The sequence below is a fragment of the Salmonirosea aquatica genome, assembly GCF_009296315.1.
In the GTDB taxonomy this organism is placed as follows: domain Bacteria; phylum Bacteroidota; class Bacteroidia; order Cytophagales; family Spirosomataceae; genus Salmonirosea; species Salmonirosea aquatica.
In genome coordinates, this window is sequence record NZ_WHLY01000002.1 from 1,669,290 (window position 1) to 1,694,772 (window position 25,483).

Annotated in this window: 23 protein-coding genes and 1 pseudogene; 13 read left to right on the forward strand and 11 right to left on the reverse strand. The window is 52.8% G+C overall.

The features are described 5' to 3' along the window. The first annotated feature begins 188 nt into the window (after window positions 1–188). The 3 genes from GBK04_RS08040 to GBK04_RS08050 all read left to right on the forward strand — a co-directional run bounded on the left by GBK04_RS08040 (window position 189) and on the right by GBK04_RS08050 (window position 5,889). The gene (locus GBK04_RS08040; protein WP_152758451.1) at window positions 189–707 is read left to right on the forward strand and encodes a dihydrofolate reductase; all 519 of its coding nucleotides are present in this window, start codon (window positions 189–191) and stop codon (window positions 705–707) included. Between the two features lie 85 nt (window positions 708–792). After that, entirely contained in the window at window positions 793–4,716 is a 3,924-nt protein-coding gene (gene porU2 / locus GBK04_RS08045; protein WP_152758453.1) for a putative type IX secretion system sortase PorU2, read from the forward strand. Between the two features lie 18 nt (window positions 4,717–4,734). Beyond that, window positions 4,735–5,889 (forward strand): glycosyltransferase family protein, encoded by a 1,155-nt coding sequence (locus tag GBK04_RS08050; protein WP_152758455.1) that lies wholly within the window; start codon window positions 4,735–4,737, stop codon window positions 5,887–5,889. Between the two features lie 5 nt (window positions 5,890–5,894). Here the strand turns inward: GBK04_RS08050 and GBK04_RS08055 are convergent, their stop codons facing one another. Genes GBK04_RS08055 through GBK04_RS08065 form a run of 3 tightly spaced genes read right to left on the reverse strand, consistent with a single transcriptional unit; the run spans window position 5,895 to window position 8,513 of the window. Next, a complete protein-coding gene (locus tag GBK04_RS08055) occupies window positions 5,895–6,557 on the reverse strand; it encodes a thiamine diphosphokinase (RefSeq protein WP_373330817.1) in 663 nt (220 codons plus the stop codon). Beyond that, window positions 6,554–7,366, reverse strand: coding sequence for a nucleoside triphosphate pyrophosphohydrolase (gene mazG / locus GBK04_RS08060; protein ID WP_373330818.1), 813 nt, complete (start codon window positions 7,364–7,366; stop codon window positions 6,554–6,556). The genes GBK04_RS08055 and mazG overlap by 4 nt, the downstream gene beginning before the upstream one ends. Window positions 7,367–7,424: 58 nt before the next feature. Next, complete coding sequence (locus GBK04_RS08065; protein ID WP_152758459.1) at window positions 7,425–8,513, reverse strand: hypothetical protein; 1,089 nt, start codon at window positions 8,511–8,513, stop codon at window positions 7,425–7,427. A gap of 66 nt (window positions 8,514–8,579) precedes the next feature. Here GBK04_RS08065 and GBK04_RS08070 point away from each other — a divergent pair, with 66 nt between their 5' ends. Then, complete coding sequence (locus GBK04_RS08070; RefSeq protein ID WP_152758461.1) at window positions 8,580–9,317, forward strand: hypothetical protein; 738 nt, start codon at window positions 8,580–8,582, stop codon at window positions 9,315–9,317. A gap of 117 nt (window positions 9,318–9,434) precedes the next feature. Here the strand turns inward: GBK04_RS08070 and GBK04_RS08075 are convergent, their stop codons facing one another. Further along, complete coding sequence (locus GBK04_RS08075) at window positions 9,435–10,682, reverse strand: cation:proton antiporter (RefSeq protein WP_152758463.1); 1,248 nt, start codon at window positions 10,680–10,682, stop codon at window positions 9,435–9,437. Window positions 10,683–10,793: 111 nt separating this feature from the next. On the opposite strand from GBK04_RS08075, the pseudogene GBK04_RS31580 reads away from it, so the two are divergent. Both GBK04_RS31580 and GBK04_RS31585 read left to right on the forward strand, forming a co-directional pair. Further along, a pseudogene (locus tag GBK04_RS31580) lies at window positions 10,794–11,362 on the forward strand (TIGR00341 family protein); the annotation flags it as partial. A gap of 546 nt (window positions 11,363–11,908) precedes the next feature. After that, window positions 11,909–12,175, forward strand: a complete 267-nt coding sequence (locus GBK04_RS31585; protein WP_505952494.1) for a DUF8492 domain-containing protein — start codon at window positions 11,909–11,911, stop codon at window positions 12,173–12,175. A 126-nt stretch (window positions 12,176–12,301) separates the two neighbouring features. Here GBK04_RS31585 and GBK04_RS08085 read toward each other — a convergent pair whose 3' ends face one another. Next, window positions 12,302–14,104, reverse strand: coding sequence for an acyl-CoA dehydrogenase (locus tag GBK04_RS08085; RefSeq protein ID WP_152758465.1), 1,803 nt, complete (start codon window positions 14,102–14,104; stop codon window positions 12,302–12,304). A gap of 293 nt (window positions 14,105–14,397) precedes the next feature. Between GBK04_RS08085 and GBK04_RS08090 the strand changes: the two genes are divergently transcribed. Beyond that, complete coding sequence (locus GBK04_RS08090; RefSeq protein WP_152758467.1) at window positions 14,398–16,800, forward strand: T9SS type B sorting domain-containing protein; 2,403 nt, start codon at window positions 14,398–14,400, stop codon at window positions 16,798–16,800. 117 nt (window positions 16,801–16,917) lie between these two features. On the opposite strand, the gene GBK04_RS08095 is transcribed toward GBK04_RS08090, so the two are convergent. From GBK04_RS08095 to GBK04_RS08115, 5 genes are all read right to left on the reverse strand, one after another. Further along, entirely contained in the window at window positions 16,918–17,514 is a 597-nt protein-coding gene (locus tag GBK04_RS08095) for a NifU family protein (protein ID WP_152758469.1), read from the reverse strand. 201 nt (window positions 17,515–17,715) lie between these two features. Continuing rightward, the gene (gene rpmA / locus GBK04_RS08100) at window positions 17,716–18,000 is read right to left on the reverse strand and encodes a 50S ribosomal protein L27 (protein WP_152758471.1); all 285 of its coding nucleotides are present in this window, start codon (window positions 17,998–18,000) and stop codon (window positions 17,716–17,718) included. 135 nt (window positions 18,001–18,135) lie between these two features. Further along, window positions 18,136–18,447, reverse strand: a complete 312-nt coding sequence (gene rplU, locus GBK04_RS08105) for a 50S ribosomal protein L21 (RefSeq protein WP_152758473.1) — start codon at window positions 18,445–18,447, stop codon at window positions 18,136–18,138. Window positions 18,448–18,553: 106 nt separating this feature from the next. Continuing rightward, the gene (locus GBK04_RS08110) at window positions 18,554–19,342 is read right to left on the reverse strand and encodes an ABC transporter permease (RefSeq protein WP_152758474.1); all 789 of its coding nucleotides are present in this window, start codon (window positions 19,340–19,342) and stop codon (window positions 18,554–18,556) included. Between the two features lie 6 nt (window positions 19,343–19,348). After that, the gene (locus tag GBK04_RS08115; protein WP_152758476.1) at window positions 19,349–20,248 is read right to left on the reverse strand and encodes an ABC transporter ATP-binding protein; all 900 of its coding nucleotides are present in this window, start codon (window positions 20,246–20,248) and stop codon (window positions 19,349–19,351) included. Window positions 20,249–20,494: 246 nt separating this feature from the next. Between GBK04_RS08115 and GBK04_RS08120 the strand changes: the two genes are divergently transcribed. The 5 genes from GBK04_RS08120 to GBK04_RS08140 all read left to right on the forward strand — a co-directional run bounded on the left by GBK04_RS08120 (window position 20,495) and on the right by GBK04_RS08140 (window position 23,667). After that, window positions 20,495–21,007 carry a TlpA disulfide reductase family protein gene (locus GBK04_RS08120; protein WP_373330819.1) on the forward strand — a complete coding sequence of 171 codons (513 nt, stop codon included), beginning with the start codon at window positions 20,495–20,497 and terminating at the stop codon, window positions 21,005–21,007. A 34-nt stretch (window positions 21,008–21,041) separates the two neighbouring features. Further along, entirely contained in the window at window positions 21,042–21,683 is a 642-nt protein-coding gene (locus tag GBK04_RS08125; RefSeq protein WP_152758480.1) for a thioredoxin family protein, read from the forward strand. A 133-nt stretch (window positions 21,684–21,816) separates the two neighbouring features. Then, window positions 21,817–22,770, forward strand: a complete 954-nt coding sequence (locus GBK04_RS08130; protein ID WP_373330820.1) for an SMP-30/gluconolactonase/LRE family protein — start codon at window positions 21,817–21,819, stop codon at window positions 22,768–22,770. Between the two features lie 19 nt (window positions 22,771–22,789). After that, on the forward strand, window positions 22,790–23,164 hold the full coding sequence (locus GBK04_RS08135; protein WP_152758482.1) for a diacylglycerol kinase family protein: 375 nt from the start codon (window positions 22,790–22,792) through the stop codon (window positions 23,162–23,164). A 92-nt stretch (window positions 23,165–23,256) separates the two neighbouring features. Further along, window positions 23,257–23,667, forward strand: a complete 411-nt coding sequence (locus GBK04_RS08140) for a hypothetical protein (RefSeq protein WP_373330821.1) — start codon at window positions 23,257–23,259, stop codon at window positions 23,665–23,667. Between the two features lie 50 nt (window positions 23,668–23,717). Here the strand turns inward: GBK04_RS08140 and GBK04_RS08145 are convergent, their stop codons facing one another. Then, window positions 23,718–24,248 (reverse strand): DUF2911 domain-containing protein, encoded by a 531-nt coding sequence (locus GBK04_RS08145; protein WP_152758485.1) that lies wholly within the window; start codon window positions 24,246–24,248, stop codon window positions 23,718–23,720. 322 nt (window positions 24,249–24,570) lie between these two features. Here GBK04_RS08145 and GBK04_RS08150 point away from each other — a divergent pair, with 322 nt between their 5' ends. Then, window positions 24,571–25,467, forward strand: a complete 897-nt coding sequence (locus tag GBK04_RS08150; protein WP_152758487.1) for a PIG-L deacetylase family protein — start codon at window positions 24,571–24,573, stop codon at window positions 25,465–25,467. Window positions 25,468–25,483: the final 16 nt, after the last annotated feature.

The window sequence follows — 25,483 nt, forward strand, 5'->3', positions numbered from 1 at the left end:
TGAATGATTATTATGATCGGAATTTGGCTAATAGATGCAAAGGCTTCTTCTCCATGCAACACAACAAAGGTATGCAAAGGTACTTTGCTATGCAAGGTACTTGGTTGAATTGATTATTGGGTTGTGATGAGTGGCTGGAATACCGGGATGAATGGCTATTTTTGCAGGATATTGATTTGCAAAACCCAATGAAGCCTTCAGGTATCACCTTGACATTGAGCATCATCGTGGCCATGAGTGAAAACCGCTGCATAGGCCAAGACAACCGGCTTCCCTGGAATCTACCCGACGAATGGGCTTATTTCGGCCGTATTTCGGAGGGCAAGCCTTTTCTGATGGGCCGCAAAAGCTACGAATCGCCCGACGGACTGTATTCCGACTACCGGAATATCGTACTCAGTCATACCCCTAACCTACCTCTTCCTCATCCGCCTGCCGAACTGGCCCATAGCCTTAATGGAGCGCTGGATCTACTAGCCGCCGAAGAGGAGGTACTGGTGCTGGGAGGCGTCAGCCTTTTTGAGGAGTTGCTTCCCAAAATTGACAAACTCTACCTTTCGATTATTCATGCCCACATCGAAGGGGACGTGTTCTTCCCGGAAGTCGATTTTTCGGACTGGATGCTACTTCATTCCGATTACCACCCCGCCGATGCCCGCCATGCCTACGCTTTTTCCATGAATCAATATGTACGAAAGAAGGGCTGAAGCTCCGATCTTACAGAAATATCTTCCCTGCTCCGCCCCGGATCAGAAACAAAGTCCGTATTATTGATAAATTGATTGGTTGCCTATGCGCTTTGGTTGGTTTTGGTTGTTGATGCTTTTTGCCCTGAACGGTCGGGCACAAACACCTTACGGGAATGAGTGGATTCGTCCTGAACAGAGCTACCTGCGTTTGGGTATAATTCGGGACGGCTGGTACCAGCTGAAAGCTGGCGATTTACAACAATACAACATCGACCCTGCCACGATCGCTCCTCAGTCTTTGCAGTTGTACCGCCGGGGCCAGGAAGTGGCCATTCGGGTGCAGGGTGAAGCTGACGGACGGCTGGACGCGGCAGATTACATCGAATTTTATGGCCAGCATAACGACGGTCTTCTGGACTCCTTACTGTATGATCCTCCGCAGGCCCAGCCACATACCTATTATAGTTTATATTCTGACACCGCCACCTATTTTTTGACCTGGCGTTCGGTAGATCAGGTTGTTGCCGGCCCGAAAGGACAAAGGATTGCTCAGGTACCTGCGCCTTCTCCAGTTGGGAAGGCATTATATCATGATGAAAAAGTCCGGCAGATATTTACAAGTGAATATCCCGCCGGTAACATTTATCCCCCTGGCGCTGGCTACGACGATGGCTACATCCTATCTCCCTACGACTATGGCGAAGGCTGGACGGGTCCGGCCCGTCAAACCAACCAATGGGAAACCCTGCGCCTGCAAACTCTGAATCCGGTAAGGGAAGCATTTGAACGATCCGAGGTTGAAATACTTTTTGTGGGACGAAACGCAGGGACACACCGGGTAGAAGTATGGGTAGGCGATGCTTCCAAACGAAGCCGAAAACTAGGAGAAATCCAATGGAAAAACTACGGTACGCAGCTGTTCCGGGCAAACCTTACGCCGGACGATCTCTCAGCAACCAATCAGCTCAGCCTGGCCTATGTACCCCTTGAGCCCGAAGAATCTGTGTCGGCCTCTTATGTAGAGTGGACCTACCCGCAGCGCATTGAGTTTTCATCTGCCGAAAACCAAAAACTGCTGCATCCTGCCAGACAAGAGGCTATTGCGCTGAACAGACCGGACAGTTTGCTTTTTTTTGATATAACCAAGCCCTCGCACCCCCGGCAACTGGGTTTGGCAGCACGAAAAGACACCCTTTTTGTTTCCCCTGGGGTAAGTCAATCGCTGCTGGTAGTCAAAAATCCTTTATCAGTTTCCAACATACAATCGGTCCACTTTCCCAGCTTGGATTCAGCCAATATCGATTATCTCATTATCACGCACCCCCTGGTACGTACCCCCGTGACTGGCAGCGCCGATCCCGTGACTGATTACGCGGCCTACCGCGCCTCAGAGGCGGGCGGGCACTTCACCCCACTTGTGCTGAACGCCAGCGAGGTAGCCGACCACTTCAACTACGGTGAGCCCGGCCCCGTCGGTACCCGGCGCCTGATGCGGTGGCTGCATGACAAAGGGAAGCTACGCTACATGTTTCTGATGGGTCGCTCGCGCTCGCCCCAAGCCGTGCGCAAGCAGGCCAATGCCCGTAGCGAAGATATGATACCCAGCGCGGGCTGGCCCGACTCGGACATCGCGCTGGGCATGGGCCTCGATTCCATAAACCCTGACGTACCCCTGGTACCCATTGGCCGCCTGAATGCCTACAACGCCCAAAATGTGTGGGATTATTTCCAAAAGGTAAAACAGCACGAAGCCGCCCCCGCCGCGGCACCCTGGCGCAAGAACATATTGCACCTGAGCGGCGGGCGCTCGGGCAGTGAGCTAAGTACCTTCCGGAGTTACGTAGACGACTACACTCGTCAGATCATTCCCTCCGTGGTAGGCCCGGCGCTACAAACTATTTCGAAGAAAACCGATGAGCCCGTGGAACGCTTTGCCATTGCGCCTCAGATCAACGAGGGTGTGGCTTTGATGACCTTATTCGGGCATTCCAGCCTGGACATTACGGATATCGACATTGGCTTTGCTTCCAACGATGCGCTGGGCTACCGGAACGCAGGGCGCTACCCGGCGGTACTGGTCAATGGCTGCGCGCTGGGTAATTTTTATTACGGTCCTACCCCCATCAGTACCGACTGGGTTCTGACGCCCAACCGGGGCGCTGTGCTTTTCCTGGCCCATACCCACAACGGCCTCTCCGCCGCGATGTACCGCTACAGCCAGGGCTTTTACGACGCCCTGGCTGACCCCGTCTTTGCGAGCCGGGGGTTTGGAGACATCATGCAGGAGGGTATCCGAAGGTACCTCAAGACCAACAATACCCTTTCGGACCGCATTACGGCCCAGCAGATGAACTTACAGGGCGACCCGGCTATCAAGATTTTCCCGGCTACCCGACCCGACTACACCGGGCTACCCTCGACCTTCCACATTACAAACTCCACAGGAGGCACGCCGACGGCCTGGGACGATTCCCTGCGAGTGAGCGCCGAGATTGCTAATTATGGGCGGGTTGAAAATCAGAACTACATCATCCAGCTTCGCCGAATCAGGGATTCCCAGACTATCGCTACCTATACCCTGAACCGGCCGGGGGTACCCCTGCGCGATTCGCTCCGGCTGACTATCCCAAACAACAGCCGTCAGGGTGGGAACGAAACCTGGGAGCTAAGCCTGGACCCAGAAAACGTGCTCGATGAAGAAGACGAAACCAACAACCTCCTCACTACCCAAATTCGGGTGGCGGAAGGCGGAGCCATCCCCTTGCTTCCGGCCGATCGGAGCGTAATCCCCAGGTCCCAGGTTGAACTGGTGGCACAACTACCCCAGTTCCGGGCGAATGCCCGGGTTATTTTCGAATGGGATACCAGCCCGACTTTGGGCTCGAACCCCCAACGCGATACGGTGACTGCCCGTGGGGTTCTTGCCCGGCGAATGCTTGCCCTCAGTGGCCCGCCCCCGCAAACCCTGTACTGGCGGGTGCGGATCGTGGGAGATTCCATCCAGCCCCCCCGGTCTTTTACGTATGATCCGAAAGGGGGTACCTTCCCACTACCCGAGGGTGTGGCTACCGTAGAGGGTTCTTTTTCCAAACAGCTTGAAGAAGGTGAGCGGTTCTCGGCCCAAATCGCTTTTCAAAACCTGACGGAGGTACCCTTCCGGGATTCAATTCAGGTATTGGTCCGGGAATTTCAAGATACTGACGTTATTGAAAAACAGTTTTCCATTCCACCCTTAGGGGCTAATGCTACGCATGAATATACCTATGAACAGGGTACCCTGGGCCAGGCGGGACTGAACCGGGTGTTGATCCAATTCAATACCGGCCAACTCCCAGAGCAACTTTATGCGAACAATGTAGTCGAACTGGCGTACACGGTCCGGCCCGATCAGACTCCCCCGGTCCTCGATGTGCTGGTGGATGAAAGAAGACTTCGTGATGAAGAGGTAGTTTCGCCGCAACCTACCCTACAAATTCATATTCTGGATTCCAATCCCTACCTCCTCCGTGCAGACACAACGGGACTGCGGGTTAGTATCCGACAGCTTTGTGACCAATGCCCAGAGGTACCCCTAGCTCTGGATCAGGCCCAGTGGGTACCTGCTCCCGCCGCCGATTTTGGAGTAACTCTCCCCCTTCCCCAACTCACATCGGGTACCTATCTGCTCACCGTACAAGCCCGCGATGTGAAAGGCAACGAAGCCGCTCCTTATCAAATCCGCTTCCGGGTGACCGACCAGAACAAAGTAGTTTCGGCCATGGCTTCGCCCAATCCCGCCGACCTCTGGATAAAGTTCAGTCTGGAACTGGAAGGTAAAAACGCTCCCGATCTCTGGCAGGTGTATCTGTTCGATCTGACCGGAAAAGCACTAGGTACCCTGTCGAAAAAACCGACTCTGGGCCAAAACGAACTAGTTTGGGTACCTGCCTCGCTCGCACCCGGCCTGTACCTGTATAAAATGAAACTGGAAGGAGCCGAATGGCCCGCGTCGGTAGTGGGTCAGGGTAAAGTTCTTTATTCCCGCTAAAAGCTACTTACCCTACCCGTGACCCGAAACGCGCTTTTCCTGCTTCTGATCTGGCTCGGGCAAGGTACCTTGGTATTGCTGATGGCGTACTTCAATCCCAATCACTTCACCACCATCGACTCGGGCTACTATCTGGAATCGGCCATGCACCTCTTGCGCGGCGAAGGGCATACCTACCTGGTTAACGGTCGACTGGTATGGAACGGTATTTTCCCTGTGGGGTACCCCGCCGCCATCGCGCTGGTATCCTTGCTCTCGGGACTTAGTCCGTTGTGGGCCTCCAAAGTAGTCAATCTGCTGGCTTCGACTGTGTTTCTCTACCTTCTGCGCCACTGGTTTGGCGAGCGTAAAGCCCTAGTTACGGGCATCCTCCTACTGTTGGGCCAATTTGTGAAGCTCTGGGCGCATACCTGGTCCGAGCCGTTGTTTCTGGTGCTGCTTTTTAGCTGGGCCTACCTATTTTTTAATTCTCCGAAGTCCTATATTCTTATTTTTCTGGTGGGTACCTTGCTGATGCTGGTTCGCTACGCGGGGATTTTTATCATTCCGCTCGCTGGAATCCTGGCCGTGGTTGATTTCTGGGAAATGCAAAGGGTACAGGCCCAGTCACGGCTGCTGCTCGCGCTGGGCTGGGCGCTGGTGATGGGGGGATATTTTTATTACAATTTCTCCCAAAGCGGCGATTGGTACGGGGGAGCTCGTTTTGAAGAAAACTTGCCTTTCCTGCAAAGTATGGTTCAATTTGCCCAGGGTACCTTGAATGAATTCTTTCTTTTCCGGGATACTGATTTTACTCATTTCGATTTGCTTTTCGCAGCCGGACTTGTGCTGCAGGTAGCACTCACGCTATTGTTTTTTGCGGGCTATAAAGCTCCTGTTTTGACGCCTTTTTCATCCGTACGCTTCGCGTGGCTGACGGCTTTCGCGTACCTGATTTTTTTATTTACTATCCGCCTGTTCAGTCCCTTCGATGCGCCGGGTTATCGGCTGTTGTCGCCTTTTTCGTTTCTCTTTTTCTGGGGGATTTTGTACAGGGTACCTGACAATACTTTTAGCTGCAAGCGCGCATTTATCGGGGGAGTAGCGGTGATAGCTTCGTGGTTGCACCTACTTCCACAAACAAACTTGGAATCTAAACTGAAGCCCTTGTGGCTTTGGTTCGGAATGACGTAAAGAAATCAATCCCAGCACTCCATAATCAACAAATCCCCTTCCCGCGCCATGATGCGTACTAAGCCATCAGTAGCGGCTTCGTTGCTGTTGCCTGAGCGGTGGCCGAGCGTGAGCGTTTCGTCGGTGAGGTTGTATTTCAGGCCACTCGTCACGATGCCGTTTACCGCGCCGACGGGGATCAGGGAAAGGGGCGTGCCGGCGGTATACCATTTCTCGAAGGTACCTGCGAGCGGAAATATCTTGGAATTGTTGTCGTACATCACCAGGCGGATCTGGGTTTTGTAGCGCACCAGATTCGTGATATTCGTGATGGCGTGGTCGGCACGGCGGCCCGTGGCCCACACGATGTTGGCCGCCGGAAAGCCGCGCCCGATCAGGAATTCAATGGCTTTTTCGAGATCCGTTTTGTCCTGGTCGGGGGTAGGTACGATTTCGAGCGGATGCTGGCGTTCGCGGATGGCGTCAAAATCGTGGCCGTGATCGAAGTCGCCCAGCCAAGCATCTACCTTGATACCCCGATCCAGCACGCGGTAGATGGCATGGTCCAGCACGACGACGAACGGACTCCATTCCAATAATTGACCGAGCATTTCGTCGTTGCACGCCTCGCCGTTGGCAATGATGAGGGCGGGCTCCTGCTTTTCGCGGACAATGTGGTGCGAACTCACGGCCGGACTTCGGTTTTGGCGCGGTTCCAGTACGCGTCCATTTCGGGCAGCGTCATTTCGTGCAGTACCTTGCCGTCGGCTTTGGCGTGTTCTTCCATGAACTGGAAGCGTTTGATGAATTTCTTATTGGTGCGTTCCAGCGCGGTTTCAGGGTTGAGATCCACGAAACGGGCGTAGTTGACCAGCGAAAACAGCAGGTCGCCAAACTCAGCTTCGGCTTCTTTCTGATCCAGCACGGCGTCGGTTTCGGCGTTGAAGTGCGCTTTGAATTCCTGCATTTCCTCCTCCACTTTTTCCCACACCTGGCTTTTCTCGTCCCAGTCGAAGCCCGCGCCCCGGGCTTTTTCCTGAATCCGCATGGCCTTCACCAGCGCCGGCAGCGACTGAGGTACCCCCGAGAGCACCGAACGGTTGCCCTCTTTGAGTTTGAGTTGCTCCCAGTTCTGCTTCACTTTTTCCTCGGTATCGGCCACCACGGGGTTACCCTCGGCGTCGCCGTAGATATGCGGGTGACGCGAAATGAGCTTGTCGCAGATGCCGTTCAGCACGTCGGCAATGTCGAACGCATTGGTTTCGGAGCCGATTTTGGCATAAAAAACCATGTGCAGCAACAAATCACCGAGCTCTTTTTTTACTTCGGGCAGATCGTTTTCCAGAATCGCATCCGATAGCTCGTAGGTTTCCTCGATGGTCAGGTGCCGCAGGCTTTCCAGGGTCTGCTTGCGATCCCAGGGGCATTTCTCGCGCAGATCGTCCATGATCGTGAGCAGGCGGTCGAAGGCGGCCAATTGTTGTGGGCGGGTATTCAAAGGAATGGTAAAAGTTGAAAGCGGCGGACCGCGTTAAAAATATCAGATTCCAAAGTTATTAAATTCTGGCCACGCTTTCCCGCTCAAGTACCTCGTATTCGGCCAGGAGCGTCCAGCAATGGGCTTCGCAGGTCCAGTACATGTGGAACAGCGGATTCGGCGCCAGTCTATACAGCAGTGGATTTTCGTAGGCCGTCAGTAGCCCGGCAATGAAAAAGAAAAATCCTCTGAAATCTTTCTCCGTATAATTTTCCACCGCAAGCCGGGGGGGTACCTTGCCCAGCCGCAACAGCGAAGTAGCCAGCAGAACACGGTACATCGGATGGCTTTCCTTTTGGAGCAGTACCTCAGCATCAGCTACTAGTTGGACTCGGATGGGTTGTAACGCTTCCGGGTCAAAAGCCGCGATGAGCCGTGCCACGTGGTAGACGATCAGTGCGGTATGTGGGTATTGGTGCGCGCAGCGGAATGGCGCGGTGCGGTAGCGGCCGGTTTCGATGACCGAGCGGATGTAACGCAGGCTATCGGTATCGTGCTGGTCAAGGGGTACCTTATAATAAAAAAGGCAATACAGCATATTGCTCAGCACGCAGGCATCGAATTCCACGTACATGTTTTTACCAAACCAGGTCGAGTAGGCTCGCAGGTCCCGGTACTCGGGGTAGGTGTTCTTGATCCACTGCCGGGTACCGTTGGCGTGCTGGGCAAGCTTGTTTTTGAGCCAGAGCAGTTCTTCTTCTGTGGGATTTTCGGTGAGGTGCACGAAGGCGGTGTCGTCCAGGTCATCGGGGATGCGGAAATGCTCGAAGTGACGGAAGAGGTACCCATTGGGGAAATGCCGGGAGGGTCGGGTTTTCCAGAAGTTGTAGGTTTTCAGGCCGTCCTTGTTTCTAAAATCCGGGTAGTTTTTTTTTACTTTATTTATAATCTCGTCAACCTGTGGATGGCAGTCCGGTGAAATGTGCGCCCGCAATGATTGAAGTGTAAAACTGATGATAGCCGAAAAGAAAAGAGTAGTATCGGGACGGGTATAGCTCAAGGAGGGATTGGAGCGGTAGGCGGGAAACAGTCCTGCCGGAAAATACCGATTTCCGTCGGATTGCTCCTGGGCGATTTTATATATATAATTTTTTATCAATCCACTCATTTATAGATATTTACATATTGGCATGGTAATTGAGAATACAATTCAGATTAATTTCCTTCTAAGACTATGAAGCATTTTTTACTGCTGTTGGGAATCGTGCTGATGGTTTCGGGTCAAGCATGGGCCCAGCGTACTTTTATTCTTTCCACACTGAGACATAAGACTTTTGCTAGCGTAACTGCTTCTTCGGGCAGGCCCACGGTGTCGCCCTTTGGCAAAAATACCCAAAACTTCCTAGGGAAAGGTCAGTCGCTACAGGTGTCGGTGGGCCACCGGCTGGGTTGGCATTGGGGTATTGTGGGATCGTACATGTACAGCACGAATCCCATCCGAAAAAACGATGTCCAAAATGACCTCCTGCGCCTGGTGCGTGTCAATGTGGAGCAGTCTGCCCCATGGCAGAGCACAGCTACCAACTGTACGCTGCAAAGCGCGATGGTTGGTCCCATGTTCACATTGCAGGCCGGCCGGTTTGTATTCGATATTCAGGCGACAGCAGGCTATGCCCAGGGTACAAGTTCCGACATGGAATTTAACGCCCAATACCAGCAGGAAGCCATTTCGTATACGACTCCGGCGCGTACTATCCTGGCTCCGGCCGCCGGGGCCGGCATCGCCATCCGCTACAAAATATTCCGGTGGCTGGCCCTCCATGGCTCGGCACAATACGTTACGGCCGATTTGAGATACGACAACCTGTACCAGGAAGTAAAAGTAGGTCGCCAGAGTTCCCTGGAGCTCATACGCCCGCACCAGCCCGTTGGGTTACTGAACGTAGGGGGCGGGTTGAGTTTTCTGTTTTAAAAAAGGGGCAAAGGTACTGATGAGCAAAGTAGAAAAATGATCGGTACCTATTAGAAACCAATAGGTTGGGCAGAAGTGTTTGCTCCCTTTGCGCCTCTGGAACTTCCTCCCTCCACACTACAACCCGTACCGTACCTTGATGCGCTTCACGATGGGACCCAGCGTTATGCCCTGAATGAGGATGGAGAAAATGACGATGCAGTAGGTGATGGATAAAATAATGTCCTTGTTCATGGCGGCGGGCAGCGAAAGCGCCAGCGCGATGGAAATCCCCCCACGTAAGCCGCCCCAGGTCATGATCAAGGGGGTACGTGGCATGAAATTCACCGAACGGCGCAGGGCCAAAATCGGAAGGTAGACTGACAGGAGCCGTGCCGCTAGCGCAATCACGATTCCAATCAGGCCCGCCTGCCAGTAATCGTCCAGGAAAGGAATCACCACGATTTCCAGCCCGATCAGCACGAACAACAATGCGTTGAGCAATTCGTCAATCAGCTCCCAGAATTTATCCAGGTACTCCACGGTTTCACTCGACATCGCCTCGGAGCGGCCCTTGTTGCCAATAAACAAACCCGCCACAACCACCGCCAGAGGCCCTGAAAAATGCAGCGCCGATGCCAGGGCATAGCCACCCATGACCAGTGCCAGCGAGAGCAATACTTCGGTCTGGTAGTGATCGATGGATTTCATGAGGCGGAAAGTCAGGTACCCCAGCATGGCTCCAAGCGCCAGGCCTCCACCTACTTCTTTTCCGAACAACAGGGCTACCTCGGACGGAGAAATTTCGGCAGGCCCCAGGATGGCTACCTCTAGAATGGTCAGGAAAATCACCACACCTACCCCGTCATTAAACAGCGATTCACCGGTAATGACAATCTCAAGGTTCTTCGGAATCTTGGCTTCTTTCAGAATTCCCAATACGGCAATGGGATCGGTGGGCGAAATCAGCGCTCCCAGCAACAGGCAGTGGATGAAGGGAATGGCAAAACCGGCATAGGGTAACAGGTAGAAAAACAAGGTACCCATCAGAAAGGTAGAAAGTACCACGCCCAGCGTCGCAAAACTCAGGATACTCCATTTCTGCTCCCGCATTAGGGCCATATCGGTGTGGAGGGCACCCGCAAAAAGCAAAAAACTCAGCAGTACTTCCAGCAGCACCCGCGGAAAATCAATTTCACTCACCAAAGCCTTGGTACCTTCCAGAACCGCCGCATTGAATTGTCCCACGATCAGGAGGGCGATGGAAGACAACAGGGCGATCAGCATGAGGCCGATGGTGGAAGGGAGCTTTACATAACGAAAATTGACATACGCAAACAGCGCACTAATGGTGGTGAGAATGGCGATTACGGTAAATAGATCCATCAACGAAGGGGGTTAAGTATACTTGAATTCTGGCTTTTCAGTTAATCAAAGATATATAGAATTATATTTGACCGATTCTTTTTTTATCCTCCCGATCCTATGAGTGATTCGATGCAGTCGCGCCGCACCAGCGTTTTCTTACGCAATATCAGGGATTTTATCTCCCATATTTTCAACCTCGAAGAAGGCAAGGCCGATGATGAGGAAGTCATCGAGGACATCAAGCGCGGCGTGGCTTTCCGGGGTACCAACCTATGGATTTTGATCTGCGCCATTTTCATTGCCTCCATCGGCCTCAACATGAACTCTGCCGCCGTGGTGATCGGTGCCATGCTGATTTCGCCTCTTATGGGGCCCATCATTGGCATTGGCCTGGGCATCGGAATTTTCGACCTACAGCTGATTCGACGCGCCCTCCTGAACCTGGCCGTGGCAGCCTTCATCAGTGTACTTACTTCCACCGTATACTTTCTCATCACCCCGCTCAGCGATGCCCAAACCGAGATTCTGGCTCGCACTGCCCCTACCCTCTGGGATGTATTGATTGCTCTTTTTGGTGGTTTTGCGGGAATTATAGCCAGCTCGCGCCAAGACAAGAGTAATGCCATTCCGGGCGTAGCCATCGCTACGGCGCTAATGCCCCCCTTTGTACGGCTGGTTATGGAATTGCTACCGGGCAGTGGAATTTCTTTATCGGTGCTTTTTATCTTTTTTCCATCAACTGCGTATTCATTACGGTTTCTACGGTCGTGATTGTCAAGTATCTGCGGTACCGGCCTAAGCAGTACGTCGACGCCAAAACAGAAAGCAGGGTTAAAATCTGGATCGCTCTTTTGGTGATCGCCACCATGATTCCCAGCGTTTTCATTGCTTACAATGTGGTGCAAAAAAGCTTTTTCGAACGCAAGGCGCGCACATTTCTGGAAGAAGAACTCAATCAGCAGGCCACGCAGGTAATCAGCCAGCAGTTTCTGTATGGAGCAGATACCTCAAGGATCGTCATTACGTGCATTGGACAAACCATCGACAGCACCCAGATCATGAAAATGACCCGACGTATGCCCCGCTATGGCCTCTCCAACACTCAACTAGTAGTACGGCAGGATTACAATGAAGTCAATTCCAGTATGCTGGCCAAGTTCAATATGGATCTACGCACGGGGATTCTGGAAGATTTGTACACCAAAAACGAAGAGCTGGTGCAGAATAAGGATGCCCGGATTGCCATGCTCGAAAAGGAAGTGGTCCGGTACCGTACGCTAAATTCACAATCGGGCGATATTGGCAAGGAAATTAAGGTACAGTACCCCAATCTGACCGAATTTTCGCTTTCCCTATCACCCATTCATAATCTCCAGACCGCCAAGATCGATACGGCCTACGTAGCCTACGCCAAGTTCACGAGACGCCCCACCTGGCGTGAAACCAAACGCATGGAAGACTGGCTAAAGGTACGTACCAAATCGAAAAACCTGCGGCTGATTACGCAATAAAAAATAAAACCCCGCCAGGGGCGGGGCCTATTTCTCCTTGTCATGTTTTTAGTTGTTGATGAAAATCGATATAGTTCAGATTAAGAAATTACGTTTAAAATCAACAAGAAATGTCCCGCCTCAGGACTACAGCAGTACCGTTTGGTCGTTGGCGATGGTAAGTACCTCCGTATCCTGCAAACGCGTGGCCAGACCCAGGGTTTTGGGTACCTCGTAGTGAAAGTAGAACTTCATCGTGTGCAGTTTGCTTTCGTAAAAGGCGGCTTCCTCCCCGGCGGGGTTCCGAGTGAGCAGGGCATTTTGAGCGGCGACCCCCTGCTTCAGCCACTGCCAGGCTACTGTCACGATGCCGAATAACTCCATGTACAGGGTAGCGTCCATCAGGTACCGTTCGTAGTCGCCTTCGGCGGCAAAGGGCAGCAGGCTTTGGGTCACTTCGTGCAGGCGTCTGAGTTCCCTGCTCAGTTTATCAGCGTAGGGTTTCAGCGTCTCGTAGGTTGTGGCCGCCGCCAGGGTTTTGTTTATTTCGGCAAAGAGCAGTTGGGGTGCCTTGCCGCCTTTGATTGTCATTTTCCTGCCCAGCAAATCCTGCGCTTGAATACCTGTGGTGCCCTCGTAGATGGGCGTAATTCGGATGTCGCGGTACATCTGTTCGAGGGCAAAATCTTCCGTAAATCCATAGCCGCCCAGTACCTGCAGGCCTTCGCTCACCGACCGTACTCCCATCTCCGTGGGGAAAGTCTTGGCTACGGGCGTCAGTAGCTCCAGCAGCAATTCGTTGTTTTCTTTCTCCTCACCTTCGGTCACCCGCACCAGATCCGACAGCCGGGCGCTTTCCATCAGCAACGACAGTGAGCCTTCTACAACGGCTTTCTGGAACAATAGCATCCTTTTTACATCAGGATGATGAATGATCATCGTCTGGGGCGAATCCAGCAGGTTTTTCTCATTAAGCCGGCGGCTCTGCGGACGTTCTTTGGCGTATTCCAGCGAGGCATAGTAGGCCGCCGACGCGATGGCCGCGCCCGTCATGCCTACGCCGATGCGGGCCTCGTTCATCATCTGAAACATGTAGTTGAGCCCACGATTCGGTTCACCCAGTAACCAGCCCCGGCAATCGTCGTTTTCGCCCATGGTCAGGTGCATGGCCGGAGTACCGCGCTGGCCGAGCTTATGGTAGATGCCCGTGGAAGTCACGTCGTTTTGCTCCAGGGTACCTTCATCGGTCAATCGGTATTTGGGTACTACGAAGAGCGAGATACCCTTAGTGCCTTTGGGTGCGCCCTTGATCCGCGCCAGCATCAGGTGTACCACATTGTCTACCGCGTCGTGGTCGCCCGCCGAGATAAAAACCTTTTGCCCTTTGATCGAATAGCTGCCATCCGCGCGAGGCTCAGCCGACGTCGTAATATCCGACAGCGAGCTACCCGCTTGGGGCTCGGTGAGGGCCATGGTACCTTGCCAGGTACCGTTCAACAGGTTGGCTACGTACGTATCGATCAGGACAGATGAGCCGAAGGAGGCAATGAGGTTGGCCGCACCCGATGTAAGGCCGATGTACATCATCCCGTTGTTGGCCGCCATCATGATAAAACTCACGCAAGAGCCGATCAACTCGGGCAGTTGCTGTCCTCCCTGCTCAAACGGAAAACCGGCCCCAATCAAACCGCCTTCGCCCACCGCTCGCAGGAATGCCTTGATTTGCGGATGCACCGTCACCTTGCCTTCCTTCAACTCAGGTTGGTTGCGATCCACATCGCGGTAGTGGGGGTACATGATCGTGTCGGCGATTTGCGTCGCCGAATCCAGCACCATGCCGAATGTTTCGCGGTCATGCGCTTCGAAGTAGGGGTACTTCGTGAGTTCGGTAGCATGATGAACTTCGTAAAGCAGGAAATCCAAATTGCGGCGGCTGAAATACTGAGCCATTTTCTAAGGCTTTATCGGGAGTACCCGGTTTGAAAAACGAGAAATCATAAAATAGGTATGCTTGCATACTATTCTTCAAATATAAAACTCCTCTTTGAATTATTAGCCTAAATGGTGTGAAAATTTTGAGACATGGAAAGTATCCACCTCGTTTTAGAAAGCAACTCAACCCAATTCAGTTTCGGGTACATTATTCCTTTATTTTATTCATTTTGTGTTGTCACTTCTTTCTTTTCTCCTGGATCAAATTGGCACTGAAATTGCGGGATATCCGAAAGAAGATTTGAAGGAGGATGAAGAAAAATTACAAAGGGTTTTGGTTAATTCTGTTGGGAATACTGGCGTGTGGAACGCCTCTCCGGGCTTCCCACATTCTGGGCGGCAATCTAGTTCTAACCCCCAAAGACAACCTCAAAGGTACCTTCACCGTATACGTGGTGTTATACTACGACGCCCAAAGTACCGACCCCAACGCCGAGCAGACGGAACTGACCGTCTCTTTTTTTCGCAAGAGAGACAATGTACGGCTCAACGACCTGGGCCTGAAGCTGGTAAGTCGGGAACCGCTGGCTTTTACCAATCCTGGCTGCGCTGCTTCCCGCAATTTGAAAATCAATGTCGTAAAATTTGCCGCTGACATTCAGCTTCCCCTGAGTCAATATGGCGATCCTCAAGGCTACTACATTACCTGGGAACGTTGCTGCCGCAGCAGTACCGTCGGCAATATTCAGAGTGCTGGTACCTCGGCCCTAGTGCTGTACGGGGAGTTTCCGCCCGTTTCTACGCAGAACAGTTCCCCGGTATTCAGTCCGGCCAACGGCGAAGTCCTGTGCCGTGACAAGCCCTACACCTTCGCTTCGGGCGCTACCGATCCCGACGGAGATGAACTCCGCTACCGGCTGGAGACTCCTTTCACCAGTACGCGCCCGCCTTATGGGATCGATCCACTCGCACCTGCAACAGCCGGGCCTTATCCCCAAATAGAATGGGGAAATGGCTTCAGTATGACCAATCCTCTCCCAAGCAGTCCTGCCTTTACTCTAGACTCCAAAACGGGTACCATTAGTTTGACACCCTCCAAAACCGGATTGTTCGTGTATCGGGTTGTGGTGGAAGAATACCGTAACGGACACAAAGTCGGTGAAGTCCACCGTGACTACCAGATGGTGGTGGTCGACTGCTCTAATGAAAATCCGCCTCCCGTTGCGCTTACGGAAGCCGACTTTCCTCCCGGCACCTCCGTAGCCGAGGGCGATTCGCTCATCGAAGTTGGCATTTGCCGGGGTGATACGATCAGGCTAAAAGCCGAAGTCGATAGCCGGTGGGCGTATCAATGGCAGCGCGACGGGGTCAATCTTGAACAGGCCAAGGGAGCCGCCATTACCATTACGCAGGAAGGCGTGTACAGCGTGGTCAAAACCTTTGCCGACCGCTGTGCCAACACCAGTACCCTCAGTGAGAAATTCGGGGTAAAATACCGCACGCAGGCGCAGGTAGAAATCACACCCGGCCCCGAAGCCGGGGTGTGTGAAGGTAGCTCGCTCGATTTGAAAGCAAACGTCGGCGGACCGGGCTGGTCGTTCCGCTGGGAGAAGGACGGCACCGATCTCGACGGAGCTTCCCTAGGCACATTATCAGGCGTCAGGGAGGCGGGCGTGTATCTGGTGAAAGCTACCGATGTAGTGACACGCTGCGTAAGCAGGGATACCGTTGTGGTGACTCTCAATGCTTTGCCACCCGCCCAGCTTAGTATTCCTGCCGTCACGCAACTCTGCCAGGGAGACTCGGTGCAACTGCAGGCCAACCAGGGATCCAACCTGACGTACGCGTGGTACCGGGACGATGTGGTTCAACCAGATTCCCTGCGTTCTTCCCGTTTTGTCCGTAACGCGGGTATTTATTCGGTTCAGGTGAAGGATACCACTACCGGCTGCTTCCGGCGTTCGGATACGCTGCGAATCGTGGTCAATCCCTTGCCTGAGGTACTTTTTGACTCCATCCCGCTTGTCTGCGGCCAGGCCAATACTCGTTTGGCTTTGGTTGCCACTCCAGCGGGGGGTACATTTTCGGGGCGGGGTGTAGAAGGTACCACGTTCGATGCCCGGCAAGCCGGAGGGGGCAGTCACATAATTACATACAATTACCAGGCTCCTACGGGCTGTAGTGCTACCGCTACCCGTACGGCTCAGGTATTGCCTGCTCCCAGGGCACTGCTGGGCAGTGGCAAAACTATTCTACAGGGGGATAGCCTGCTGCTCCGCAGTTCTGTGACCGAAGAGGCATCCTACGCGTGGTCGCCGCCGCTGGGCCTAAATGACCCTACTCTGGCCCAACCCATAGCTTCGCCTGAGCAAACGACTACCTACCTTCTGCGCGTCACAGCGGCCAACGGCTGTTTTTCGGAAAGTGAAATTCGGATTGTGGTACTGCCGCCGGTCAAAATCCCCAATGGCTTTACGCCCAACGGCGACGGCACCAACGATACCTGGGAAATAGAAAACAGTAGCGCCTACACCGATTGCGAAGTCACGGTGTTCAACCGCTGGGGTAATACAGTATATGCTTCCAAGGGGTACCACAATGATTGGGATGGCCGAATCAACAACGAGGAATTACCCAACGCCACCTACTACTACGTCATCAAACTGCACCCTGAGCTACCCGTGAAGAGCGGCAGCGTAACAATATTTAGGTAGTGAATAATTGATAATGGAGCGTTGATAACGATGACAGGTTTTGATCAGCTGATCAAAACCTGTCATCGTTATCGCTAGAACCCAAAAAACACTGTCAACTCTAACTCACTGGTAATTTCAAACTCCCTCCGCTACTACCGTTTTCACACCGGGTACCATGCGGGTCAGCAGATTTTCGATGCCCGATTTGAGCGTCAGGGTCGAAGATGGACAGCCGCTGCACGAGCCTTGTAGTAGTACCTTTACGGCACCTGAATCTTCATCGAAGGAATGAAAGTTGATCGCGCCGCCGTCCGACTCCACCGCCGGGCGTACATACTGGTCCAAAGCTGCCTTGATTTTCTGCACGGTTTCGGTATCATTGGCCTCCACCACCAGCGTGTTGCTTTCTATGGTTTTGGGCTCAAAGACCGGCTGGTTTTCTTCAAAGTATATCTTCAAAAACTGCTTGGTATCGTACAGTACCTCTTCCCAGGCGCTGTCGTCATCCTTGGTAATCGTAACGAAATTACTCGCAATAAATACCCGCTGCACGTGGGGAAACTGAAAAAGGTCGGCCGCCAGGGGCGAGGCTTTACCCTCTTCCATAGCTGCGGCGTGCGACGGGTAGTCAAACGACAGTCCGTCAGGTACCAACTCGAAATTCAGGACGAATTTCATGGAATTAGGATTGGGACTCAGTTCCGTATAAATATAGATTGGACGATTCAACATATCTTATTTGAAAATAATAAATGGATAATTTGAAATGCAGGTTCTGGTAAATAGCGGGTACCCACCCATGGCCACCCGCTATTTACCAGAACATCAGATGCCCCGAATTGGTTTGTTCACAGAGAAAGCCCACAGGAATGAATCCGGTGGGCTTTCTGGTGATCTTATACAATCCGGCCTGGCGATAAAACCAGTCGAAGGCTATGCCTCAGCGGCTTCGGGCTCGGCTACTGCGATGGGTTCAATCGAAACGTACGACTTATTGCCGGCTTTCTTTTTGAACACTACGTGGCCTTCCACCAATGCAAACAACGTGTGGTCACGCCCCACGCCGACATTGCGGCCTGGATTGTGTTTCGTACCCCGCTGACGGACAATGATGCTGCCAGCCTTGGCGTGCTGTCCACCAAAAAGCTTAACGCCCAGATATTTAGGATTCGAATCCCGTCCGTTTTTGGAACTACCTACACCTTTCTTATGTGCCATGATATTTGTTTTTTAATATGAATTGCTACTGGCTGATAGCCGATAGCTGATCGCTTTTCTTATTAGTCTTTTGCAAAAATAAACGGGGTCGACTTACCAAGTTAGTAGGTATTAACAAGCTATCAGCTCGTACACCTATACTAAAATATCGTCAATCCGGATTTTCGTCAGGTACTGACGGTGACCGTTTTTCTTACGGTAACCCTTGCGGCGTTTCTTTTTGAAAACGATTACTTTCTCACCTTTAAGGTGTTCCAGAATCGTGGCGTTTACAGTGATACCCTCGATCCCGGGGGCACCGATCTGGATCGCGCCTCCGTCGTCGACGAGGAGGACTTTGTCGAAAACAAGTGCAGCGTCCGCATCCCCTTCCAGCCTGTGCGTGAAGATGGTGCGGCCCTTTTCTACCTTAAATTGCTGACCTGCGATTTCTACGATTGCGTACATGTGTCTAGCTTCTTTTTTGAAATGAGGGGCAAAGATAAGGACTTGCGCCTGAATTCACAATGTACGCTCCCGAATTTTTTGAAGGGTACCCTACCTCCCGAGATTTTCATTTCGCCTGATCCGCCCGATTCCAGTACAGCACCGTACAAAAATAACCGACGAGGCTGGTAGCGGCTAGTATCATATAACTCACGCCGTTCAATTGTAATACTGCCTCCTGGCTGATACCGCTGAACAGGCCGGCAATCGTCCATGGAAAATAATGCCCGTAGCCTGCTGCCGCAATAATCTGGGCAATCACCGCCATAAAGGACACAAACCCCAGAGGGGCCAGGTACCCTTTCCCCCACAGAGCCAGCAGGGCAACAGGAGTACCCAGGCTTATGGTCAGCACCGTGGTAATAAGATGATGAGGAAGCATCGCACCGAGTGCCGGAAAAGGAGAACCGGGTAGCTGAACAATCAGGCCGATCAATAGGCCAATCAGCAGGTTGGAGACCATCAGAGTCAGACACCAAAGCGCATAGACGACGAATTTGGCATGGATAATCCGGGCGCGGGAGGTAGGTAGTGACAGCAAGTCTTTAGCGGTACCTTCGGAGTACTCCCGGCCAAACAACCAACTCGCCACAAAGCCAAAAATCAGTACCCCACCTACCCCCATAGCTTGAGTCAGTAAGCCGAAGTACGATGTCCAGTCCACCGAAAAACTCATCAGCCGCGCCTTGGCACTCAGGGCACCTGCCTGGGCGGTGGCTTCGGGGTCGGAGAGTATCAGCATAAATACGCCACCCATCAAAGGCGCCAGGCCAAAAGCGGCAATCGTGACCTTAGTAATGGTAGAATGTCTGTTTTTGAGGAGTTCAGCGCGCAGGGCCGGAAATCGGTTCGTCATCGGATCTTACGGCTTGATGGTATGAAGAAAATACGATTCCAGATCCTCCGTGAAGGTATATACCTGGCGGGGAGGTAAACCTTTCTCTGCCAAGAGTTTTGTAATCATTTCGGGGTTCCTGATGGCTTTTTCGTCCAAAATTTCTATTTCCTGTTCGCTGTTCAGACTGGCCTCCGTACCTGCTTCGGCCAAGTAAGCGACCGCCCGCGGATTGTCGCGGGTATCTACCAGTACCTTCTGAATCAGTTGTTTAGCCAAATCGTGGGTGGATATCTCTTTGACCAACCTACCCTGATGGATGATCGCGACGCGACTAGCTACTTTGGCCATTTCGCTCAGCAGATGACTCGACAGGAAGACCGTCGAGCCGGTGGACACCAACTCCCGCAACAGCTGTCGCACCTCCACAATTCCCTCGGGGTCGAGCCCGTTCATGGGTTCGTCCAGTATGAGCAGTTTGGGTTCGTGCATGAGGGCCTTGGCCAGTCCCAGCCTTTGCTGATTGCCCAAAGACAGTTGCGCCGCTTTTTTATACCTGTACGGGTTCAGTTTGAGCTTTTCGATGATCCGGTCAATCAGACCGGGGTCTTTCAACTGTCGTAAGTGGTAATAAACTTTGAGGTTTTCAAGTACCGAAAGATTGGGATAGGCATAAGGCGTTTCTACCAAATAACCGACCTGATTCCAGGCGTTGAAGGACCGGTTGACCTTTTGACCAAAAAGCCTTACTTCTCCCCCATCGGGTCGGATCATGCCAAGCAACATTCTGATCAGGGTAGTCTTGCCCGCTCCGTTCAACCCCAGAAACCCGTACATCTCGCCTTCCTCGACGCGAAGGGAAATCTCATCGACCGCCAGAGTAGGGCCGTACTTCTTCGTGAGGGCTGAGGTCGTAATGAATTCCATGGGCTGAATTTTGGTAGAAAGTCATTCCCATTTGAAGAAAGTCGGACAAGGATTAAAAGTACCTGTTTCCTCGCCCGGCCTCTATCGATTCAGACCGGAAAACAGGGTCATAAAAAATTGGCACAATGATTGAGGTACCCCTACCAGTCTTTGCCATAAACCACAAAAATATCCTATTAATTTATGAAAAACACGCTGATAATCTGTATTTTAACTATCACACTAAAAGCTTATGCTCAAAATTCTTTGCCCTATAATCCCGGCACTTCGCTAGCCCTGGTCGAGAATCCCGTAAAAAAAGAAAAAAATATTTTATCTAAGCCCAAAGGCCTGACGGTACGCGAAGTAAAGTGGTCGGCCCTGGAAAATCTGTTGAATTCAAATACGGACACTACCTACATCGTTAACTTTTGGGCCACCTGGTGCGGCCCCTGTGTTAAAGAACTCCCTTATTTTGAGCAACTCAACCGCAGCTTTGCCGGCCAAAAAGTCAAGATCGTGCTGGTGAGCATGGATTTTGTACAAGACAAGGATAAGCGAGTGGTACCTTTCGTAGAGCGCATGCAACTCAAAAACACGGTGTGGCTGCTCAATGAACCCGACGCCAACAGCTGGATCGACCGCGTGGATCCCAGCTGGTCGGGAGCCTTACCAGCTACACTGATCCTCAACCCAACGAACAAGAAGAGGGCGTTTTACGAGAAATCACTAAATTACGAAACCTTAGCCCACGCGCTAGGTTACTTTGTCGGTTATTGATTGTCAAAAGCAATGTTACTCAGGCTATGAAGCGATGAAAAAATATGCAGCATTAATTGTGAGCCTCCTGGTGGGCTGGGGCGCTACGGCAACCGCTTCCAGCCTGCACCTGAGGTCCGCTTCTTCCCCGGCCGACTACCGGATCGGGGATGCGGTGGCCAATTTCCGATTGAAAAATGTGAACGGCAGTATGGTGTCGCTTTCTGACTTTTCGGGTCAGAAAGGCGTGATCGTGATATTCACCTGCAACCACTGTCCTTTTTCCAAAGCTTACGAAGATCGGGTCGGTGCCCTGAATGAGCGTTTTGCCACGCAGGGCTATCCGGTGGTGGCCATCAACCCGAGTGACCCCAAAACCTACGAAGACGATACGTTTGAGCAGGTTCGGGAACGGGCCAAAACCAAGGGATTCAGCTACCCCTACCTGGTGGATGATACCCAGACCGTAACGCGTGCCTTTGGTGCGTCCCGAACGCCCCAGGCTTATGTCCTCAAGAATACGGGGGGTACCTTCGTCGTCCAGTACATAGGTACCCTCGACGATAACCCCCAGGACCCGGCCAGCGTGACCAAACGCTACGTGGAAGACGCAGTCGCCAACCTACTGGCCGGAAAGCCCGTGGTGGTTACGACGACCAAGGCGATCGGCTGCGCCATCAAGTGGAAGGACGCCTAGAGACACCGGTCTTTTCCGGCCCTAACCCAACTCTCGCGCGCCGGGGCAGAAATGCTCCGGCGTTTTTTTATCTTGTCAGAAATACGCAATACCTTGGGAATACGTACCTTTCTGGTCTGAAATGTCTGTCCGTATGATTTTACACAACTCTACTCTCCTCTTCATGTGTGCTTTCGGCCTGGCTTTGCGGGGGTTCGGTCAACCGGGCACCGCCCAGCCGACCATGGGCCAACCGAATGTCGTCCCCCCCGTATCCAAGACCTTCACGGCTCCGGAAGAATTCACGGGCAATTGTGAAGGACCCGCCGTGGACGCCGATGGTAACATTTATGCCGTCAATTTTGCCCAGGATGGCACAATCGCTCAAATCAGCCGACGTGGCAAAACGAGTTTTTTCATTACCCTACCCAAGGGTAGTACAGGCAACGGCATCCGGTTTGGCGATGCCAATACGTTCTATATCGCCGATTTTACGGGCCACAACGTCCTGAAAGCCAATCTAGAAACCCGCGAAGTGACCGTGTACGCCCATGAACCCCGCATGAACCAACCCAATGATCTGGCCATTACCCGCAGCGGACATATTTTCTGCTCCGATCCTAACTGGAAGGAAGGTACCGGGCAGGTGTGGCACGTGGCGCCTGGCGGTACGGTCCGTCTGGTAGCCGAAAACATGGGTACCACCAATGGCATCGATATCAGTCCCGATGAGAAGACGCTCTATGTGAATGAAAGCGTGCAGCGCAACGTCTGGGCCTTCGACCTGGCCCCGGACGGTACCCTGTCGAACAAACGCCTGCTGCTGAAATTTGAGGAGGGTGGCATGGATGGCATGCGCTGTGCCACGAACGGCGATCTGTACATTGCCCGCCACGGCCTGGGTCAGGTAGCGGTGGTTTCCCCGGCCGGTAAGGTTATCAAGACCATCCCCACCATTGGCAAAAAGGTATCCAACATCTGTTTCGGGGGGCGCAATGGGAAAACCTGCTACATCACTTTGCAGGATCGGGGCTGCCTGGAAACCTTCAAGGCCAAAACGCCGGGCCGCGAGTGGGTCATGATGAAGGAATTTACCAAAAAACGCTGATTGTACGAATTCTACTATCATGCCCTTCCCCATTGATTTTCGCAAAGCCCTCCGCAGTTTTCGCTACGCCGGGAAAGGCATAGCGGATCTTTTCATCTTTGAAAACAACGCCCGCATTCATCTTTTCGTGGCGATAGCCGTTTTGGGAGCGGGTTTTTATTTCCGACTTTCGCCGACCGAGTGGGCCTTGATCGTTACACAGATTGCGCTGGTATGGGCGGCCGAAGCTTTCAATACAGCCCTCGAGAAGCTGGCCGACGCCGTATCGCCCGAGTACCACCCGCTCATCAAATCGGTGAAAGATCTGGCCGCCGGCGGGGTCCTGATCGTGGCCATTTCGGCGGCAATCGTAGGTGCCCTTATTTTTTATCCAAAACTACTATCACTATTTTGACCTCCTACCTACCCCAGATAACCGCTAAATCCAGCTTCACACGGAGTTCCGGCATCCGTGCCGCTGCCATTTGTATAGGGCTTTTGACTAGTATGGGTCAGGTAAGCTTAGCACAGGTTGGCAACCAGCGGCCCATCCAGTCTCTATACGATCGCGAAACGATTTACATGCTGGGCCCCACGCGCTATGTGCGTAACAATGTAGTGTATGCGGGAGCTGCCAACCTACGGCGGGAATTTTCGGTTTCCCCAGCGGGTATGGACCTCTACATCCGCTCCCGTCGCAATCGTAACATCGCCTTGGTTGTATCTCTGGTAGGCTCGGCGGGTTCCATTTATTCGCTCGCTACGGGGAATAGGGAGGCTTTCCGAACATTCTTTTGGGTGTCGCTTGGCACCGGTGTGGTGTCGACGGCCCTGGGTACCCGAGCCAACACCCAGTTGAATCAGGCTGTTTGGCTGCGCAACCGGGATGCCTTAATCCTGGTGGAAAATCAGCAATAAAAAAGCCTGACTCCGTGGGGAATCAGGCTAAACAAGTAGGAAAAGACTGCTTATTTCTGGTAGGTGATGGGTACCTCAAAGCCCATTTTGTCCCACTGGAAGCTCAGCTTGTTGTCATTTTTTACGTCGAACATCAGTTTTTCAGCTGAGGTATCGTACATTTTGGTCGGTACGGTCACTTCGGCCACGTTTTTATCCTTCACTTTATCGTAGCCGAAAGCGCCCCACTGCTTCAGTTCGGGGTTCAGGATCACGGTCCACTCTTTCTCTCCGGGAATGCTGTACAGCGAGTAGGTACCTGCTTTGACGGGCTTGCCGCCAAACATAGCGTCTTTCTTGAAGGTAATTTCGGTAGCCTCATTGGCACCCGTACGCCACACTTTTCCGTAAGGTTCAAGGCTGCCGCTGCCTTCCTTACCGAAAATAACCCGTCCCCGCTTGGAGGGTTGTCCATACGCTACACTTACATTGGTACCTTCGGCAGTCATTTTGGGGCTGGGTTTCTGGGCATACACCTCCGAGACGCCCACCGTAGCGACGGTGATCAGTGCCAGAGCAAATAATAAGATGGTCTTTTTCATGTTCTTTTTTGGCTTGTATAGTTGATTGCTTTTTTTGTCAAACGCATTTCGGTCCTAAAAAGTTATAAAGGTGTGCAACAAATCAAACGCTTACCTTCCTGCCCTATCCTGTTTTCTTATTTCTATACCACTTATTTCCGCATCCAGTACCAGGCATTTTGCGATAGCTTCTTAGCGATCCAGGCTTCCGCACTTTTCCGGTATGCAAAAGGCAGGTAAAGTAGGGCCAGGTTTTACTTTTTAAGAGAATCGGTTACTGGCGCAAGAAAATGCCTTTTCCCGGTAGCCTTCAGCAATCCATAACCTAGCCCCTACCCTTCTCATGTACCTGACGTACCACCGCCTGGCTGTATTCTCGATACTTTTTCTGGGAATCGCTACCCTGCTACCAGCCGTAGCGCAAAGTGACCCATCGAAAATACGGGTGATCATGATTGGTGCCCACCCCGACGACTGTGACCTTAAAAGCGGTGGAACCGCGGCGCTGCTGTCGTTAATGGGGTATGCCGTCAAGTTTGTGGCCGTCACCAATGGCGATGCGGGCCACCAGACTATGAAGGGTACCGCCCTGGCCAAGCGTAGGCTGGCCGAGGCGCAGGAGGCGGGCAAGCGCTTCGGGGTGACCTACGATGTGCTGGACAACCACGACGGCGAGCTTTTGCCCACGCTGGCGGTACGCCTGCAAATCATTAAGAAAATCCGCGAGTGGAACGCCGACGTCGTCATTGCACCCCGTCCCAACGACTACCACCCCGACCATCGCTATACCGGCGTGCTGGTGCAGGATGCCGCTTATATGGTGGCGGTACCCAATGTGGCGCCCGAAACGCCTCGCTTGCAGAAAAACCCGGTCTTCCTCTACTTTCAGGACAACTTCCAGCGCCCCAACCCCTTCCGGCCCGACGTAGCCATCGACATCAGCCCGGTGTACGCCCAGAAAATCCACGCCTTGGACGCCCACCGGTCGCAGGTGTACGAGTGGCTGCCCTGGATCGGGGGCTTTCTGGACAAGGTACCTACCGACCAAGCCGAGCAGGAAAAATGGCTGGCCGAAACCCGGGCGGTGAAGATAACCCCCGAGGTACGGGCTTCGCTGGAAAAAGGGTACGGCAAAGACAAAGCCGCCCAGGTGCAGCACGCCGAGGCGTTTGAGGTATGCGAGTACGGCGCCCGCCCCACCGACGACGATTTGAAACGAATATTCCCGATGCTGAAGTAAGCATGAAATGGCGGGC